18 protein-coding genes and 1 pseudogene are annotated in these 16,475 nt (G+C 41.0%); 6 read left to right on the top strand and 13 right to left on the bottom strand.

Annotation, left to right across the window (positions count from 1 at the left end; translation table 11 throughout):
• Window positions 1-113: 113 nt before the first annotated feature.
• From cspD to IEW82_RS09120, 4 genes are all read right to left on the bottom strand, one after another.
• A complete protein-coding gene (gene cspD / locus IEW82_RS09135) occupies window positions 114-314 on the bottom strand; it encodes a cold-shock protein CspD (RefSeq protein ID WP_188692666.1) in 201 nt (66 codons plus the stop codon).
• Between the two features lie 222 nt (window positions 315-536).
• Window positions 537-1,847: a DUF4129 domain-containing protein gene (locus IEW82_RS09130; RefSeq protein WP_188692663.1), complete on the bottom strand. Its 1,311-nt coding sequence runs from the start codon at window positions 1,845-1,847 to the stop codon at window positions 537-539.
• A 13-nt stretch (window positions 1,848-1,860) separates the two neighbouring features.
• Window positions 1,861-2,952 carry a DUF58 domain-containing protein gene (locus IEW82_RS09125; RefSeq protein WP_188692660.1) on the bottom strand — a complete coding sequence of 364 codons (1,092 nt, stop codon included), beginning with the start codon at window positions 2,950-2,952 and terminating at the stop codon, window positions 1,861-1,863.
• A gap of 3 nt (window positions 2,953-2,955) precedes the next feature.
• Complete coding sequence (locus IEW82_RS09120) at window positions 2,956-3,921, bottom strand: AAA family ATPase (protein WP_188692656.1); 966 nt, start codon at window positions 3,919-3,921, stop codon at window positions 2,956-2,958.
• Between the two features lie 179 nt (window positions 3,922-4,100).
• Between IEW82_RS09120 and msrA the strand changes: the two genes are divergently transcribed.
• Window positions 4,101-4,634: a peptide-methionine (S)-S-oxide reductase MsrA gene (gene msrA, locus IEW82_RS09115; RefSeq protein ID WP_188692820.1), complete on the top strand. Its 534-nt coding sequence runs from the start codon at window positions 4,101-4,103 to the stop codon at window positions 4,632-4,634.
• Window positions 4,635-4,683: 49 nt separating this feature from the next.
• Here msrA and IEW82_RS09110 read toward each other — a convergent pair whose 3' ends face one another.
• Window positions 4,684-5,079 carry a DUF4064 domain-containing protein gene (locus IEW82_RS09110; RefSeq protein WP_188692652.1) on the bottom strand — a complete coding sequence of 132 codons (396 nt, stop codon included), beginning with the start codon at window positions 5,077-5,079 and terminating at the stop codon, window positions 4,684-4,686.
• Between the two features lie 183 nt (window positions 5,080-5,262).
• On the opposite strand from IEW82_RS09110, the gene IEW82_RS09105 reads away from it, so the two are divergent.
• On the top strand, window positions 5,263-5,847 hold the full coding sequence (locus tag IEW82_RS09105) for an HD domain-containing protein (protein ID WP_188692817.1): 585 nt from the start codon (window positions 5,263-5,265) through the stop codon (window positions 5,845-5,847).
• 320 nt (window positions 5,848-6,167) lie between these two features.
• Here the strand turns inward: IEW82_RS09105 and IEW82_RS20005 are convergent.
• Window positions 6,168-6,642: pseudogene (locus IEW82_RS20005) on the bottom strand (transposase); the annotation flags it as partial.
• A gap of 303 nt (window positions 6,643-6,945) precedes the next feature.
• On the opposite strand from IEW82_RS20005, the gene IEW82_RS09095 reads away from it, so the two are divergent.
• Window positions 6,946-7,572: a hypothetical protein gene (locus tag IEW82_RS09095; RefSeq protein ID WP_188692647.1), complete on the top strand. Its 627-nt coding sequence runs from the start codon at window positions 6,946-6,948 to the stop codon at window positions 7,570-7,572.
• Between the two features lie 21 nt (window positions 7,573-7,593).
• Here IEW82_RS09095 and IEW82_RS09090 read toward each other — a convergent pair whose 3' ends face one another.
• The 3 genes from IEW82_RS09090 to mgrA all read right to left on the bottom strand — a co-directional run bounded on the left by IEW82_RS09090 (window position 7,594) and on the right by mgrA (window position 11,399).
• Complete coding sequence (locus IEW82_RS09090; RefSeq protein WP_188692645.1) at window positions 7,594-8,841, bottom strand: glutamate-5-semialdehyde dehydrogenase; 1,248 nt, start codon at window positions 8,839-8,841, stop codon at window positions 7,594-7,596.
• Window positions 8,816-9,958, bottom strand: coding sequence for a glutamate 5-kinase (proB, locus tag IEW82_RS09085; RefSeq protein ID WP_373285708.1), 1,143 nt, complete (start codon window positions 9,956-9,958; stop codon window positions 8,816-8,818). Before proB ends, IEW82_RS09090 begins: the two co-directional genes overlap by 26 nt.
• 445 nt (window positions 9,959-10,403) lie before the next feature.
• Window positions 10,404-11,399 carry an L-glyceraldehyde 3-phosphate reductase gene (gene mgrA / locus IEW82_RS09080; protein WP_188692639.1) on the bottom strand — a complete coding sequence of 332 codons (996 nt, stop codon included), beginning with the start codon at window positions 11,397-11,399 and terminating at the stop codon, window positions 10,404-10,406.
• 208 nt (window positions 11,400-11,607) lie between these two features.
• Here mgrA and IEW82_RS09075 point away from each other — a divergent pair, with 208 nt between their 5' ends.
• On the top strand, window positions 11,608-12,951 hold the full coding sequence (locus IEW82_RS09075) for a sugar porter family MFS transporter (RefSeq protein ID WP_188692635.1): 1,344 nt from the start codon (window positions 11,608-11,610) through the stop codon (window positions 12,949-12,951).
• 25 nt (window positions 12,952-12,976) lie between these two features.
• Here IEW82_RS09075 and IEW82_RS09070 read toward each other — a convergent pair whose 3' ends face one another.
• The 3 genes from IEW82_RS09070 to IEW82_RS09060 form a co-directional block, all read right to left on the bottom strand.
• Window positions 12,977-14,176, bottom strand: a complete 1,200-nt coding sequence (locus tag IEW82_RS09070) for an MFS transporter (protein ID WP_188692632.1) — start codon at window positions 14,174-14,176, stop codon at window positions 12,977-12,979.
• Between the two features lie 633 nt (window positions 14,177-14,809).
• On the bottom strand, window positions 14,810-15,013 hold the full coding sequence (locus tag IEW82_RS09065; protein WP_188692629.1) for a hypothetical protein: 204 nt from the start codon (window positions 15,011-15,013) through the stop codon (window positions 14,810-14,812).
• A 98-nt stretch (window positions 15,014-15,111) separates the two neighbouring features.
• A complete protein-coding gene (locus IEW82_RS09060; RefSeq protein WP_188692627.1) occupies window positions 15,112-15,594 on the bottom strand; it encodes a GNAT family N-acetyltransferase in 483 nt (160 codons plus the stop codon).
• A 222-nt stretch (window positions 15,595-15,816) separates the two neighbouring features.
• On the opposite strand from IEW82_RS09060, the gene IEW82_RS09055 reads away from it, so the two are divergent.
• Window positions 15,817-15,999 carry a hypothetical protein gene (locus tag IEW82_RS09055; protein ID WP_188692623.1) on the top strand — a complete coding sequence of 61 codons (183 nt, stop codon included), beginning with the start codon at window positions 15,817-15,819 and terminating at the stop codon, window positions 15,997-15,999.
• Window positions 16,000-16,104: 105 nt separating this feature from the next.
• Window positions 16,105-16,263, top strand: a complete 159-nt coding sequence (locus IEW82_RS09050) for a Fur-regulated basic protein FbpA (RefSeq protein ID WP_229672477.1) — start codon at window positions 16,105-16,107, stop codon at window positions 16,261-16,263.
• A gap of 57 nt (window positions 16,264-16,320) precedes the next feature.
• Here IEW82_RS09050 and IEW82_RS20205 read toward each other — a convergent pair whose 3' ends face one another.
• A complete protein-coding gene (locus tag IEW82_RS20205; RefSeq protein ID WP_268237348.1) occupies window positions 16,321-16,449 on the bottom strand; it encodes a hypothetical protein in 129 nt (42 codons plus the stop codon).
• Window positions 16,450-16,475: the final 26 nt, after the last annotated feature.

Genomic DNA, 16,475 nt, shown 5'->3' with positions numbered 1-16,475 from the left:
TTTAGAAAATGCTATGAGCCCTACTATCCTCTTTGCTCTTTAGAGATTGAAGGCAATTAAAAAAGGCCCTTATGCTTGGGGCATAAGAGCCTTTGAGTTGTCGCAATTATAGATTATAATTTAACAACGTTGCTTGCTTGTGGTCCACGTTGACCTTCTTCAACATCGAAGGAAACCTCTTGGCCTTCTTCTAAGGTTTTGAAGCCTTCCTCTTGGATAGCTGAGAAGTGTACAAATACGTCGTCTCCGCCTTCTACTTCGATAAAGCCGAAGCCTTTTTCAGCGTTGAACCATTTTACTTTACCTTGAGCCATGTTATGTGCCTCCTGTTGTGGCATTAAGACCACATATGAATTACTATTCTTGCTCTGTAAATGTTCCAAGGAGAATCTAAATTAATATGCATTAATATTATATTCTGACTATGTAACACCGAACAACAATAATTAATAATAGTATAGCATCTTTGTAAGCGAATATCAAGCCTATCCATTTCATTTAAATTTAGGTAATAATGATCGGATTTTCTTCTAATTTTATGGATAATTTTCAATCTTTTCTTTAGTCCTCTTCACTTCTTGATTGCTGATGGAATGCGGACTATACCGTGCTTTTTCGTAAAGTTTTTCTAGTGACTCTAATTCAATGCTTTGTCCAGGATATTGCTTTTTAATTTTATCCAAAGTTTCCCTGGGTGTATGATGAGATTGATAGATATACCCTTGTTTCATTTCTTTAAATAACAGCTGTCTGAATAAAAATCGAATCCTTTCTTGGTTAGTCTGGAGGTCTTCCCATCGCTGCGTACGCTGCCATTGGGACAACCCTCTTTTCAACTTTTCTTTTGTCTCATGGCGCCAGTCTTGAAAAAGCATTTCCCTCTCTTCCTGATATCCTAATGCTTGAGACTGATCTTCCAATTGTTGAAATAATTGATTCATATAAAGAAGGAGTTTTTGAAAATATCTAGTTATTGCAGGTTTAAGTTTTTTATAAATAATAAAGATTAGAAAAAGAACTGCAGCACATAAAAATACATATGCTAATCCCATCATTATTTTTTCTAGCACTTCACCCCCTATAGAGGGATGTCGGGCTTCTATTTTGAGAAATGGTGGGACTTGGGCTGTTGATGGTTGATTAATAGTACTTTTACTACGATGGGGAAAGATGGCTAATACTACTTGAATAATATAAGAGAATAAAGATGCGAGTTTGGAAAAAAGATAGGGAAACAAACGATAATTGATAACCAACAAAATGATGAGTAATAAAATCACGATATACCCACGATTTTGCCATAGCACTGCTCGGCTTAAAAAGGGGCGCTTTTGATTAGATAATGCTGCTGCCATTAATTGCCGGTGGTTATTCACAAATAAAACGATAACTAATGTCATAATGCCTAGCCATGTGAGTAATGATTGATACGGCATTAATGCATTAAATGCCCCGAAGAGAAAATAGCCGACAAAATAAATCGGGAGGCTTCCCCATAAGATAATGAGTGGTAAGCTCTCTTCCCACTCCCTTTCAGCATGGATGATTCCCCTGTAGACTACTCCGATGGCTAGAATTTCAATGACCAATGTTATTAATAAGGAGCTGAGAAAACTTAAAGTACCGATACTCCCTATAAGCACACTAAGGAGTAGATAGACGCCTCTTTTTTTATTTTTAACTCTAGCGCGCACAATAACTCCAGCTATGAATAAAACGAGTAGGCTTGCCATCCAGATGATATGTAGCGTGTTTGGAAGAAGATAAATAGATATTAATAGGAGGATTGGCAAGACAACCAACCCCTCAATGATTCCTTCTATTACTTTACGGATCAGCCACTTCATCCATCTCCCCTCCTTATCGAACGAGATTGTCTAATTCATGTAGCTTAAAGAGCTTGACGGCATGCCCTCTTTCCTCTAAACGTCTGATTTCTTCCTGAAGAGAATCGTTGATCCAGGCGGTAAGCATAAGAATATCAGTTTTTTGAGACAGAAAGAGCTGCTGCAAAAAAGTAATGAATGAAACACTGCGGTCGGATGGCAAACTTGCTAGTGTTTCTAACAAATAGCCATATTGCTCTCGGTTATTATTCGGTGCAATAAAAATCGGTTTTTTTCTTGTTTGTCCGCTGCGAAGAATACTATAACTATTACAGCCAAAGCCAGTAGGAATGCCACGATTAAGGGCAGTGTCAGCAAGTGTAGCGATATAGGAAATGGCCCATTCCAACCGATCTTCCTCTAGTATCGGCATCCACATATCCTCTGTTAGATCAAAATTTAGTAATAACAGCAAGTGATGATCGGCAGTGGGGTCATGTTGATTCACCTGTAATTGCCCTGTTTTTGCTGTTAGTTTCCAGTTTATTGTATTCAGCGCATCTCCTGGAGTGTAGCCCCTTACTCCAGCTTGAAGAAACGGATCAAGCAGCATCCAGCGCTGAACGAGAGCCTCTCCCTGCATGCGATGAGCAGGTAAAGCGAGCATTTCCCGATCAAGCAATCGCGGATAGACCAATATTTCGGCTGTTACTTGCTGTTGGCGATGTGTTGTGCCAATTCCGAACGGATCACCAGCCGTCATATCTATGGTTTTAAGCGGATAGTAGCCTCGCTTTGTACAGGTGACTTGGTGCCGTCTGGTGATTTTCTGAAAAGGCATCATGCTAAAGAGACTGCGATGAAATTGTTCAGCAGCCACCTCAAGTTGAGATGGAGCATTAAATTGTAAAGCTGGACTAATCTGGGATTCAAGACGCAACCAAGGAATCGGTAAGCACTTTTTATTGATAAGCACTTCAATCATTTCAATCTGTTCCCCTGCAAACACAGCTTCTTTACTAAAATATCGATCATAATGTAAATTTGTTAGTCCCCATTTTGAAAAAATAATACTGAAAATGAATACACAACACAGGGTTGAAATAATGATCCATACAATCGTCATCGCTTATTCCTTCCTTTTGTCCAGCAATTGCTCTTCCGTAGGAACCGTCACGCCTTCTAAAATCTCATTTAAAATGGTTTCTGGTGAATGCTGTCTAAAGGACTGTTTTAATAAAAGACGATGGGCAAGGACAGGGATAAGCATCACTTTTATATCATCAGGAATAACAAAAGTTCTTCCTTGAATAGCGGCATAAACTTGCACAGCCTTTAATAAGGCCTGACTCCCTCTCGGACTGACACCTAATGTAATGCTAGGGTGTTGGCGTGTTGCTTCGACAATCTGCATGATGTAATAAAGCAGCTCATCACTAATATAAACATCAGAGAAGCTATTTTGAGCACTTATTAGTTCATCCTGACGGATAACAGCAGCCATTTCATTCAGCGGAGGTTGGGCTTTAAACCGTTTAAGAATATCAATGCCCTCTTCAATTGAGGGATACCCCATGTGAAGCTTTAATAAGAAACGATCTAACTGTGCTTCAGGAAGAGGAAAAGTGCCCTGACTTTCAACAGGATTTTGGGTAGCAATGACCATAAAGGGGCGCCTGAGTGGATGGGTTTTACCATCTATCGTTACCTGCCGTTCTTCCATACACTCAAGCAGACTTGATTGCGTTCGAGGCGTCGCCCGATTGATTTCATCGGCTAAGACAATATGAGAAAAAATAGGACCAGGATAGAAAACAAACTCCTGTGTATGCTGGTGATAAATATGAACACCACTCACATCAGCAGGTAATAAATCTGGAGTAAATTGAATTCTTCCGAAAGTGCAGTGAAGCGATCTGGCTAAAGCTTTTGCTAAGAGCGTTTTTCCCGTCCCAGGCACATCTTCTAATAAGACATGGCCGGATGAAATAAGGGCCACGACCAGTTGATCAATAATAGCTTCCTTACCAATGATCACCTTTGCGATATTCTCTCTCAATTTTCGTGCAATGGTTTCTATAGCTTCAATGCTCATACTTCCATCTCCTCATTTTTGTAAACCCTTTCATATTTTCTTTTAGCTAATCTGACATGCGTTTGCCTATACATCCCTACACTTATTTAACTTAACCCTTATCATACCATGAGGATTATGGATTGTCAGACGCAGACAAAAACTTTATAGTAGGATTATAGATAGAAAGGATGGCAGCAATCATGAACAAACAATATGAATTAGCAACCTTTGCTGGAGGATGTTTTTGGTGTATGGTAAAGCCCTTTGACTCACTCCCTGGAATTATTAAAGTTGTCTCAGGCTATTCTGGAGGAACGATAGAAAATCCAAGCTATGAGCAGGTGAAAAAAGGTGACACCGGGCATTACGAGGTTGTACAAATTACTTTTGATCCAGCCGTCTTCCCTTATCAGCAGCTTCTCGACCTCTACTGGCCTCAAACAGACCCTACGGATGATGGAGGTCAATTTTTTGACAGAGGGCCACAATATAGAACGGCTATTTTTTATCACAATGAAGCGCAAAAAAAATTGGCAGAGGCTTCGAAGGAACAGCTCGAACAAAGTGGAAAATTTTCTAAGCCGATTGTAACTCAGATTCTTCCTGCCTGCCCTTTTTATGAAGCTGAAGATGAACATCAACACTTCTACCAAAAAAATCCTGAACGCTATAAGCAAGAACGTCAGGATTCCGGTCGTGACGCATTTATTCAAGAGCATTGGCAAAAATAACAAGTCATAAGACACCCGTACAGCCCCCAATAAGGGGGCTCTTTAAGTACTAAGTCAGCCTGTCTTTAGGCTTTCTTACCAAGGTCATAATCCCAGCGATTAAGTATAGAATACCTGGAATGATTTCAACCAGGCTGACGATGCCAGCCACAATCAATAGCCAACCGCTTAATACAGGTTTTTTATTGCCTTTTAAAAACACCAATGCAATGATGGATAAAATCACGCTGATCACAGATGCATAGAGCACAAATGTTCCAATCTGACTCATTGTATCTAACGACTGATTAATTTCAGCTTGAGAAAGATTTGGTGCCGCATCTGCCCATTGTCTTTTTAATTCATCGTTTGACTGTGCAGAATGAAAATTAAAGCCGCCAGAGAAAGCTAATACATTAATAATTATAGCAATGATGGACATAACGAATTCGCCAGTGCGTTTCATAACGCTCCCCCCTGTTATTTATATTGGTTAAGATGACACTATTATGCTAACATATTCATCCGCTTAGCGAAATGGATTATCAATGCCTTACTTCATTCATATGTGATCGAGTAAAGATTAGAAGACAAGAATACCGCTAATTTCTTAATAGACTAATGAGGTGGGATTCAATTGGATACTAAGATTATTCAGAAGATTCTCGAGGTGATTCATCTAGCAGAGCGACTTAAAAAGGAGCTTAGACATAGCTGGCTCAGCAATGGTCGGCAGGAGAGTGTGGCCGAACACTCATGGCGTCTCGCTCTCATTGCAGTTCTTGTTGAACCCTATTTAGATCATCCGGTAAATCTAGAAAGATTATTAACAATGAGTATTATTCACGACCTTGTAGAAGCCATTGCTGGTGATATTCCAGCGTTCGATACACAACAGAATCAAGGGCTAAAGGAAAAAAAGACCCATCGAGAACTCGCTGCAATAGAGACAATACGTTCTACCCTTCCAACGGAGCTTGGTCAAGCTCTCTATGATAGTTGGATTGAATTTGAAGAAAAAGCAACCTATGAAGCGAAAGTAGCTCAGGCAATTGACAAGCTTGAGGCTCAGCTTCAACATAATGAAGCGGATATCACCTCTTGGTTAGACATTGAATATCAAATGGTTTATCGTTTGAAAAATCATGTAAGCTTCGACTCTTTTTTACAAGCATTTGAACAGGCCATTCGAGAAGAAGCAGAAGAGAAAATGACAGCTGCACGCCTTGAATAATCAATAAACCTGATTTATTCATCCTTCAAAGAAAACGAGATTTCAGTTCAAGACCAAACTATATTAGGAATAATATTGAGAAATTCACTGCGATGAAGCAATAAAATGATCGTGCACTAAAAAGTTATCTGTTTTTGGGCATACTTTTCCCTTGGCGCGAAAATAAATGTTGAAATTGGGTATAGCATGGGTAGGTGATTTCCGCTCCAGGATGCTCGCTTTCCACGGGCACGGCCTCAGCCTTCTCGGAAGAAAGACACTTCCTGCGGGGTCTTCGGACACGTGCTGTTCCCATAGGAGTCTCGCACCCTCCGCTCCAATCACTCGAGTTTGAGCCTTTGAATGCGCTGTAGTATGTCCCCAAAAAACGCTTGATACACGAAACTGGAAGAACATTTGAAGGACAAAGATCGACCTGACTTTACTCATTTGCTGTCCACTTTAATGATCTTTGTACGTATTGTTTGGATTGGCATATTCTTTTGTCCCTCAAATACAGATTCAGCTTCACATAAATCGTACAAAGCGGGGACGGCAAAGCCACTGTCCCCACGCAAGAAAAGTAGGGTTGCCGGGAATGTAAATGTAGGTGGCCTCTTCCTGTTCACCGTATGTATCGGCATGTGTTGAATCTAAATCAAAGATGAGTGCCTCTGGCGCTCTATGTTGATGGACTTTGTCCAAAAGTTCCTGATTGGCTTGATTTAATCCTTCAATTGATTGGTCATCAAATCGCCGAAAGAAGCGAGATAAACTCGGTTGAGAGGCCAACGCCTCTGTGCCAATGGGTTGTGTATGTGGTGATTTAACCTTATCAGAAACGGATTCTTTTTTCATTTATTTGATGCGTTGAAATACAGAATAAATCACTTGATAGATAAGCCTTTTTACTGTGTTTTGCGAACTTCTATGAATAATCTAGGATAAAATATTATCGCTTGATCTCTTGAAGATTTTCTTGATGGGGCTTAAGACACACACATTGACATAACCCTTCATGCTTTAAAAGGTGATAAGTAGAAAGCTTCAAAATATACCAGTGCACTCATTAATTCCATAGATCTTGTCAACACTATGGACAAAAGGTGGTGTAGAGGAATGAAAAGTCCTAGGATAGGTGGGGGGTTGACAATCATTGGCGCTGTTCTTTTTGCTATTGCCACACTTTTTCATCCCCCTCTGACCAATCCGTGGGATGTGTCGTATGCTTATAAAGAAATGAGCACCCATGAGCATTGGGTCCTTGATCACTGGGTGTTTCTTCTCGGTGTGACGCTATGGCTTATTGGTTTAACGCACTTATCTCTCATACAGTCTGGAATCCAACCTATTTATCGTTTAAGTGCTTATCTTATTATGGTTGCTCTTACACTCTGGGTGATCATCTTAGCGGGCGAAATCGCTGTCCTCCCCTTTCTTATGAAACAAATCACTGTATATGGACAAAAGGCCTATCTTCCCGCTTGGAATGCCTTTTTCATTTGGGGACTTTTCTCAGGCTATCTGGCGATGCTCTTTATCTACATCGCTCTACTTTTCCTTTCAGCTGGTCAGCGGCGCTGGATGAAGGGCTTTGGCCTCCTTTCAAGTGGGCTATCGATTATCGGTAACCTATTAAGCCTGTTGTTTCCAGAAGCTGCGCTCCCCTTAATCGTGCTAAATCTATTGCCGTTTGCCTGGAGCCTCATTTTCGGATGGTTTCAGTTAAGAGGCAAGTCGCTTTAGTTCATTTGCTTTTATCCTCATCTACTCTCTGATTTGCCCTGTTCCAGCAATAAGGTATTTGGTTGTTGTTAAAGCAGAGAGCCCCATCGGGCCACGGGCATGAAGCTTCTGAGTGCTGATGCCGATTTCTGCACCAAAGCCAAATTCGAATCCGTCAGTAAATCTTGTCGAAGCATTATGGTAAACGGCAGCAGCATCAACATTCTGATAAAAATAATCGACATGTGCCTTCGTTTCAGAAATAATGGCTTCAGAATGCTTTGTTCCATACTGATTGATATGTTCAACAGCTTCTTCAACATTAGCGACTTGTTTTAAAGCAAGAATGTGGTCTAAATATTCTGTTTCCCAATCCTCTTCTGTTGCGGGCTGTAATCGCACATCTAATGCCCGAATCATGTGATCCGCTCTTAGCTCTACTCCATGGTCTATTAACGTATTAATTAAATGCTCAACCTGATGTTTTGCCCACTTTTCATGTATCAAAACCGTTTCAATCGCGTTACATACAGAAGGACGTTGTGTTTTGGCGTTAATCGTAATAGATATCGCCAATTCAGGATCGGCGGTTTCATCAATATAAACATGACAGTTGCCTGCTCCTGTTTCTAGGACAGGAACATTCGCTTGCTCAACAACGGTTTGAATCAATTGTTTTCCTCCACGTGGAATGAGTACATCAAGATAGTCTTTTAGCTGAAACATGGCTTGCGCGGTTTCTCGACGAGTATCCTCTATCAATTGAACGGCATCGACCGGCAATGCTGATTGCTTAAGACCGTCATGGATTACTTTGAGCAGCGCGCAATTCGAATGATGTGCAGACGAGCTTCCCCTTAGCATAACGGCATTTCCGGTTTTTAAGCAAAGGCTTGCAGCATCGACGGTGACATTGGGCCGCGCCTCGTAAATCATGCCGATAACTCCTAATGGCACACTGACTTTATTAATCGTTAATTCATTGGGTCTTTGCCATGATTCCAACACCTGTCCAGTAGGATCCTTTAATGCGATCAATTGTTCGAGAGCAGTTGCCATTGCCTTAATACGTGTTTCATTAAGCATAAGCCGATCAAGCAAGGATTCGTTTAAACCGTTCGCTTTCCCCAACTCTAAATCCTTCAGATTCTCGCCAATGATAAACGAAGCTTGGTTCTGCAATGCCTGAGAAATACAGTGTAAAGCGTCATTTTTTTGCTTAGTTGTACATTGATTCAGCTTTTGAGAAGCTGTTTTAGCCCGTTTAGCTTTGTTGATTAATTCGGTCATCTTCCTTTTCCTCCTTAAAAGCAAGCACAAGTCGATCGCGATGAATAACTTCTGGTCGGGAAGCGGCAATCTCCTTGGCTGCGTTTTGACTTTTCATACCCTTGATTTTTTGCAGTTCTACATAGGAATAGTTGACCTGCCCTTTTGCTAGCTGAGTTCCTGCCTTATTTAAAATCTCTACCACCTCACCGCGTTGAAAATCCCCATCACAATGGACGATGCCTGCAGGAAGTAGGCTTTTACCAGCAGTCATAATTGCCTGCTCGGCTCCCTGATCAATATAAATCTGCCCTTGAACAGGTGAATGAAAAGCAATCCATTGTTTCGGTTTGTTAAGATAATGCGTATTATCATCACCTATATAGGTTCCATCTCCTTTTCCATCTAGTATGCGTTTCAAACCGTCTATCCCCTGTGTTTGCCCAATAAAGAGATTGACTCCGAGTGAAAGTGCGGTTTGCGCTGCACTGAGCTTAGAGGCCATTCCTCCTGTTCCTACTTTTGAACGCGAACCTTTTGCTTGTAAAAACAGTTCCGGTGTTATCTCTGGTAAAAAGTCATAACGCATGGCGTGAGTATCCTGATAAGGATTGTTGGTGTAAATGCCATTAATATCTGTGAGTATGATTAGAAAATCAGCATGGATAAGCCCGCTTACTAAGGCGGAAAGCATGTCATTGTCACCAAAAGTCAATTCGTCAACACTAATCGAGTCATTTTCGTTAATGATCGGGATCACTGAACGCTTTATCAATTCGGATAACGTTGCATACGCATTGCTATAGTGAGCATGCTTTGAGAAGACATCACGTGTAAGCAAAAGTTGCGCAGTGATTATTCCATGCTGTTTAAAAGCTTCGGTATAGGCTTCGATCAATAAGCCTTGACCAACTGCCGCTGCCGCCTGTTTACCAGCAAGTGTCACTGGGCGGGAGGGATAGCCAAGATCATTAAATCCAGCCGCGACTGCTCCTGAAGAAATAAGAATGCATTCATGTCCTTGCTTATGCAGATAGCTCATCGCCTTTGCATGTGCTTGAACCTTTTTTAGGCTGAGCGATCCATTGGTATTTGTAAGTGAGCTGCTCCCGATTTTGATAACAATCCTCTTTTTCACAACAAACAAGTCCTTCCTTTCGTCTAAAACATATGACTTATACCATTTTCACTTGGTACTTTGGCTAGGATGTCACCAAGTTTGAGGCAATAACAGCCAAGTCTAAGCTTATCCTTTTTCCTTAATCATTTTGGAAACTAAAAACCCCTTCCATCCTTTAATTAAAAAGGACGGAAGGAGTTTTTTCCGCGGTACCACCTTGATTGACCTTTAGGCTCATAGGAGCTAAAAAGATCCACTTGAAATCCCCTAACGCGGGAAAACGGCCGAGTTGCCACCCTCAGCAGCTCCATGGATGGGTACGATAACTAACATCAATGGAATTTTTCAGCCTAGAATTCCACTCTCTTATGATGTGCCTCTCATCGATTGGTCCATATCAAGGCTTAACGTATGATAATTAAAAATAATTATCGTCAAAGTCAACACATTTGTCAAGCTATTTTCACTTGGATTGAAGAATGCGGTCAATTGCTTCTAATTCATCTTTTGTAAAGGTTAAACGTTGAAGGGTTTTAACATTTTCCTCGATCTGGCTGACTCGGCTTGCACCGATGAGTACAGAAGTTAGTTTTCCTTGATGAAGCGCCCAAGCGAGCGCCATTTGTGCCAGGCTTTGTCCACGATTTTCAGCGAGAGTGTTTAATGCCTGTATTTGTTCCAGAACGTGATCATTGATCGCTTCGGTTTTTAAAGCGCCAGTGGGTTTTGCAGCCCGTGAATCCTCAGGGATACCATTAAGATATTTTTTCGTTAATAAGCCTTGAGCAAGCGGACAAAAAGCAATGCTTCCCACACCATTTTCTTCAAGAACATCTGTCAACCCGTCTTCAATCCAACGGTTGAGCATGGAATAATTCGGTTGATGAATAAGTAAGGGCGTTCCCAAATCCTTTAATATTTTGATGGCTTCTTTGGTTTGAGTTACATCATAGCTGGAGATGCCAACATAGAGCGCCTTTCCTTGACGAACCACTTGATCCAAGGCCATCATTGTTTCTTCAAGCGGTGTATTTGGATCAGGACGGTGCGAGTAAAAAATATCCACATAGTCCAATCCCGTGCGCTTCAAACTTTGATCCAGACTAGCGATAAGATATTTTTTGGATCCCCACTCCCCATATGGCCCTGGCCACATGTAATAGCCGGCCTTTGTTGAGATCACCAGTTCATCACGATAAGGCGCAAAGTCTGTCTTAAGCAATCGTCCAAATAGCTCTTCAGCTGATCCGGCAGGTGGCCCATAATTGTTGGCGAGGTCAAAGTGAGTAATGCCCAAGTCAAATGCCCTATGAAGCATAGCTCGACCGTTTTCAAATGTATCTACTCCACCAAAATTGTGCCATAACCCTAATGAAATGGCGGGTAAAAGCAACCCGGATCTCCCTGTACGATTATAGTGCATTATTTCATAACGCCCTGCATTTGCCTGATAGACCATCTCAGCTTCTCCTCCTAATAAGAGATATGTATGGTCTTAGTATAATGGGTTACCAGCAATCCACACAATGATAACGCTCACAAAAACTTGCTCACTCAAAAGGAGGGAGATTTATGTTTGAATCCAAGATTTTAGTGAAATATAAATAAAAGGAAGAACTTGAGGTTTTGAGAACCTTTGCATCTAAGACTTGAAGGAGGGACCTTTCATGTTTAATAAAACAAATAAAGGCTTGATCTATTTTTTTGGTGCACTTGGTGGTCTGCTTTATGGGTATGATACAGGTGTTATTTCTGGTGCCCTTTTATTCATAAAGAAAGATATTCCATTAAATGATTTTATGCAAGGTTTTGTAGTCAGTGCCCTACTTATTGGGGCGATTGTAGGCTCAGGACTTAGCGGGCCACTCTCCGATCGATGGGGACGACGACGTGTTGTCTCATTGATTTCCATCATCTTCATCATCGGTGCATTGTGTGCGGCCTTTTCAACAAACGCTTCCTTTCTCGTTATTTCCAGAATCATTTTAGGATTGGCTGTTGGCGGTTCAACAGCGCTCGTTCCTGTCTATTTGTCAGAAATGGCCCCCACTCACATCCGTGGTTCCCTGGCATCTTTAAATCAGCTGATGATCACGATTGGTATACTCATTGCTTATATCATAAATTATATCTTTACTGCGAGTGAGGGCTGGCGGTGGATGTTAGGTTTAGCAGCCTTACCCGCAGTTATCATGTTAATTGGAACAGCGTTTATGCCAGAAAGTCCCCGTTGGCTCATCAAAAGGAATCGCGAGGATGAAGCGCGCCGTGTCATGGCATTCACCCACGCTACCCATGAAATCGATAAAGAAGTAGACGAGATGAAGGAAACCGAAAAAAATCAAGAGGATGCTTGGAGTATCCTGAAATCCTCTTGGATTCGTCCCATGCTTATTGCAGGGATAGGGCTTGCTATTTTTCAACAAATCATTGGAATTAATGCTGTGATTTATTATGCACCAACCATTTTTTCTAAAGCAGGGCTGGCTGACTCTTCCTCTATTTTAGGGACTGTTGGTATTGGCATCGTGAATGTGCTTATGACCTTCGTCGCCATTGCTGTCATCGATAAACTGGGGCGAAAAAAACTTATGCTTTGGGGCAATGTAGGCATGTCACTCAGTTTATTTATTTTAGCGATGATTATCTTCACCGCTGGATTAACAACAACAACCGCTTGGCTAACCGTTGTTTTTCTAGGATTATTTATTGTGTTCTTTGCAGCGACATGGGGACCAGCCGTTTGGGTCATTCTTCCTGAGCTTTTCCCTTTAAAAGCACGCGGTGCAGGCACCGGAATTACAACACTGTTTCTCTCATTAGGTAATCTTGTTGTCTCTTTCCTTTTCCCTGTATTATCGGCCTCTTTAGGTGTAGCTTGGGTCTTTATCATCTTCGCCATTATTGGCGTCCTAGCCTTTATCTTTGTGTCACGATTTGTCCCCGAAACAAAAGGCCGCAGCTTAGAAGAAATTGAGCGCGACCTTAGGAGCAAAGCCCCTAGCAAATAATCACATCATGTTACTATATCAGCGTTTAAGATGCACCACTCTTGATATCAAGAGGGTGCTCTTGTTTTTTCCGATGCAACCTCGAGATAAAAATGAGGCCGAATAGGTACAAAAGTGAAAAGCCAACGATCAACCATAGTGCTGCTTGTATGCTTGCAGCGTCCATTGTCATGCCAACTAATGCGGGAAATGCAGCATTGCCAATGCCTGCGAAGGCGGTAATTGTACTGGTGATTTGTCTAGATAATCCTGGAAAGCTATGATTGGCGTACACCATGGTAATGGAATAAATGCCAGACATCGTAAACCCTAAACAAATAACAAGCAGAAAACCAACCCATTGCTGCCGTAAGAGAATAAAAGCAATAAAGCAAAGAATCGTGCTGCAGATGCTTGCTGTTAAAAAAAGATCATAAGTGACCCTTCGAATCATTATACCTGTTACCATCCGACCAAGGACCATGGTTACCCAAAAAGCACCAATGCTAAGTGAAGCGACATACGGGATGGCATGCAGGTAGTGAATAAAGATCGAGGAAAGAAAATTATTTAAGCTTCCTTCAATGCCTGTATAGAGGCAGATCATCCCAACAAAAAGTGCAAAGACCATCCATTTCACATATTTTTTCATGTGTATGGGAGAAGGCGCAGCGGCATCCATGGCTTTGGAGTCATCAATATCAGTTTTTGAATAAGTGACCTTTAACCATAGTCCCATCATGACCAAAGCAATGCTTCCTGAGATAAAGAAGGAAAAACGCCAAGCGCTAAACGCAATAAACGCACTGGCAATGAGCGGCATGACAAAAGCACCAAGACCAAATGAAACCTCGAGATAGCTCATCATGACAGCTCTCCTGCCTACAAACACCTCCATGATAAGTGTCGCCACGATGGTTTCGAAAATAGCCGCACCAGTATTATTGATAAAATTGAAAACAAAAAGCCAATGATAGGATGGCAAGAAGAAAAAGCCAAATTGAGCAACGGCTATCAAGCTGGCCCCAAAAGCTAAAATCAATTTTTCGCCCCAATGAGAAAGGAGTAATGTAGAAATCGGGACACCAAATAAAAAACCGATAGACCCAACAAAAACCAATTCTCCACCTTTTGTATAGGACAAATCATAATGATTAAGTAATTGCGGCATGACTGATCCTAATGTAGTCACCACTAATCCTGCTAAAAAATACGTCGCATAAGATGCCAAAGTAAACGATCTCATTTTATAGACTCCTAATCTCAAAGGTTTAGCACACTGTTATCATTCCAGTCATTTTATCATGACTTTCAATAAAGTAAAATGCTATTTTGCATTTTTAATCAAAAGGATGCTATAGTTCTCCGTTACAAGTATAAGAGATAATTGCTTTTTTATACTATCCGAATTTATAACTTCGCTGACGCTCATAAAGGAAGAGAGTATAAGTGTCACTTTGACTTTCGCCTTCTAAGGCTTGGCGCCAACCTAAGTGTGTGATTTGCAAAAATCACATCAGGAATACTAGCAAAGTGGTGCAAGCCAAGTTTCTAAAGAGATCAGAAAGTATAAAATTTCTGATTATGAGGACGGTGCGGATTTCCGCTTCAGGCCGCTTGCTTTCCGCAGGGGAGTGATAAGCGCCTTCGCGCTGCTGATCTCCCACCTCCCGCAGGACTCTAGTCTCCGCATCATGAGTCAGCGGCGCCCAAGGAACACATGATTTTAGAGTGTTCCGAATCTCGTGCCTTGCACTCCAATCCACTTGATCAGGCAATGAAGCCTATTTCATATCTGCTGATGCTCTTGCTCTATACTAAGGACAAGAACCGGGCATGCTTTTCTCATTCCATATAAAAAGCACCCTCTTAGAGGTGCTTAAAAGCCGATGGATGAGTGCTTCTTCTCATCTATTTCTTCGAGTGCTGCAATATGCTGAGGATTAATATAGAAATCTTCAAGTTGGACAAATGCATTGTGGAGCTCGCCATTTTCATCCGTTAAGTGATTGTTTAATAATGATTGTACATCGGACTCAATCTCATACATACGGCCATTATCTAAAAATAGTCTTGTTTTCATTCATAATCCTCCCGTTCAATAAAATCAAGAAAAAATTATACACAGTGAGATTAAGGCTCTGTTGCCTCGTCTTAAAAGCTTCATCCGTTTAGCTCTTGTTATAACGAAAGAGACTTTTCAAGCAACCACTCATCCAGAATGGGGATGCCGTTATTAGCCATTTTAGGAATCTCAGGCTTCAACTTACGAGCTTCATCAACTGCATTCAAAAGCACCTTAACCAATCGATACCCGCGCTTTTGGTAAAAGCCTAATGCGTGCATATTATCATTGGTGGTAATGAGCTTTACCAAAAGGCGACCACCGCGAAGCGCTTCTTCCTCTACACGATTGATCAATTGTGTGCCTATCCCCTTATTTTCTTCAAGACTGTCCAAGGAAATGATTTCACACTCCTTCTCCCTTAGAATATATGTAATGAGCCCAATAAGACACCCCTTTTCAGATAAGATGGCAAATCCATCTAGCTCATCGCACCGATAAACACCACTAGAAATCACCATTTCAGTACTGCCCCAATGTGTTGTAAAAAAATCAGTAAGCGTTGCTTTTTTTAGTGCATGTGTAGGTACACATTCCATAATCCTCATCCCTTTTTACGCTAATACTTGCTCCTCAATTGTCGGCGCTTAGACACACACATCATTTTTATAGATGGTTTCGATGAAGGCTACAGCACAAAGCACGGCAGATCATAACGCCGCTCTTTGGTGGCAATAGTGAAAAGTTGCTGAAAGTTCGTCAAGAGTCAGCCTGTTTGCCAAGGTATAATGTGGAATCCAACGCTTTAGAAGATATAACGAGTGAGCAGCAGCATCATAGAGACGGAAAACGTCGTGATGGTCTTTATAGAATTTGAGCAAGCTTTGAGTGATTTAACCATTGACACTACTTTACCAATTTTTAGACGATTGAACAAGCTGTTTTTTAATACTTTGGGCGACATGATCCAAGGCTGGTGCTCTATCTTAAATCCAACACTTTAAAAATCCTATCATAATTCAACACTTGCTCATGATTATGCGTTAAATTTTAAAAATGAGTTTAAAAAATAAAGGAAATGGGAAAAGTGAGTTTGGGAGGTATGATCGGTGATTAACAATCATGCGAATGACACTAAACAAGTATATATCCAGAAGCTTTTAAAGATGGGTATTTATAAAATAAAGGGAAAACAGCTTTATGAGTTTCCGGTTCAGTATTTACGTTCTTATTATGATCGAATTCATCTCAATCTACATTTAAAGTAAGAAGCTTGGACTAAAAATGCCCAAGCTTTTTCTTTTCTCACTTTTATTCGTCAAGGCTTATAACATACGGTTAAAAGCATAGATAACTAAAAACAAGATGATAAATAAAATAAGTAATCCCCAACCAAAAGCTTTAAAGCGCCTTGTTCGTGAGTGATCATAGTGTGAAGAATTATTTTCGCTCATATCGATCCATCCTTTCACGCATTATT

The organism is Pullulanibacillus camelliae, assembly GCF_014642655.1.
Classification (GTDB): Bacteria; Bacillota; Bacilli; order Bacillales; family Sporolactobacillaceae; genus Pullulanibacillus; species Pullulanibacillus camelliae.
The sequence above is the reverse complement of the archived record's forward strand: the minus strand, read 5'-3'. Positions and strand labels throughout refer to the sequence as shown.

Excerpts from the sequence above, each read along its gene's own strand:
- cspD (WP_188692666.1), bottom strand. The coding sequence starts at position 314 with ATGGCTCAAGGTAAAGTAAAATGGTTCAACGCTGAAAAAGGCTTCGGC.
- IEW82_RS09130 (WP_188692663.1), bottom strand. The coding sequence starts at position 1,847 with ATGAAGTGGCTGATCCGTAAAGTAATAGAAGGAATCATTGAGGGGTTG.
- IEW82_RS09125 (WP_188692660.1), bottom strand. The coding sequence starts at position 2,952 with ATGACGATTGTATGGATCATTATTTCAACCCTGTGTTGTGTATTCATT.
- IEW82_RS09120 (WP_188692656.1), bottom strand. The coding sequence starts at position 3,921 with ATGAGCATTGAAGCTATAGAAACCATTGCACGAAAATTGAGAGAGAAT.
- IEW82_RS09110 (WP_188692652.1), bottom strand. The coding sequence starts at position 5,079 with ATGAAACGCACTGGCGAATTCGTTATGTCCATCATTGCTATAATTATT.
- IEW82_RS09095 (WP_188692647.1), top strand. The coding sequence starts at position 6,946 with ATGAAAAGTCCTAGGATAGGTGGGGGGTTGACAATCATTGGCGCTGTT.
- IEW82_RS09090 (WP_188692645.1), bottom strand. The coding sequence starts at position 8,841 with ATGACCGAATTAATCAACAAAGCTAAACGGGCTAAAACAGCTTCTCAA.
- mgrA (WP_188692639.1), bottom strand. The coding sequence starts at position 11,399 with ATGGTCTATCAGGCAAATGCAGGGCGTTATGAAATAATGCACTATAAT.
- IEW82_RS09075 (WP_188692635.1), top strand. The coding sequence starts at position 11,608 with ATGTTTAATAAAACAAATAAAGGCTTGATCTATTTTTTTGGTGCACTT.
- IEW82_RS09070 (WP_188692632.1), bottom strand. The coding sequence starts at position 14,176 with ATGAGATCGTTTACTTTGGCATCTTATGCGACGTATTTTTTAGCAGGA.
- IEW82_RS09065 (WP_188692629.1), bottom strand. The coding sequence starts at position 15,013 with ATGAAAACAAGACTATTTTTAGATAATGGCCGTATGTATGAGATTGAG.
- IEW82_RS09060 (WP_188692627.1), bottom strand. The coding sequence starts at position 15,594 with ATGGAATGTGTACCTACACATGCACTAAAAAAAGCAACGCTTACTGAT.
- IEW82_RS20205 (WP_268237348.1), bottom strand. The coding sequence starts at position 16,449 with ATGAGCGAAAATAATTCTTCACACTATGATCACTCACGAACAAGGCGC.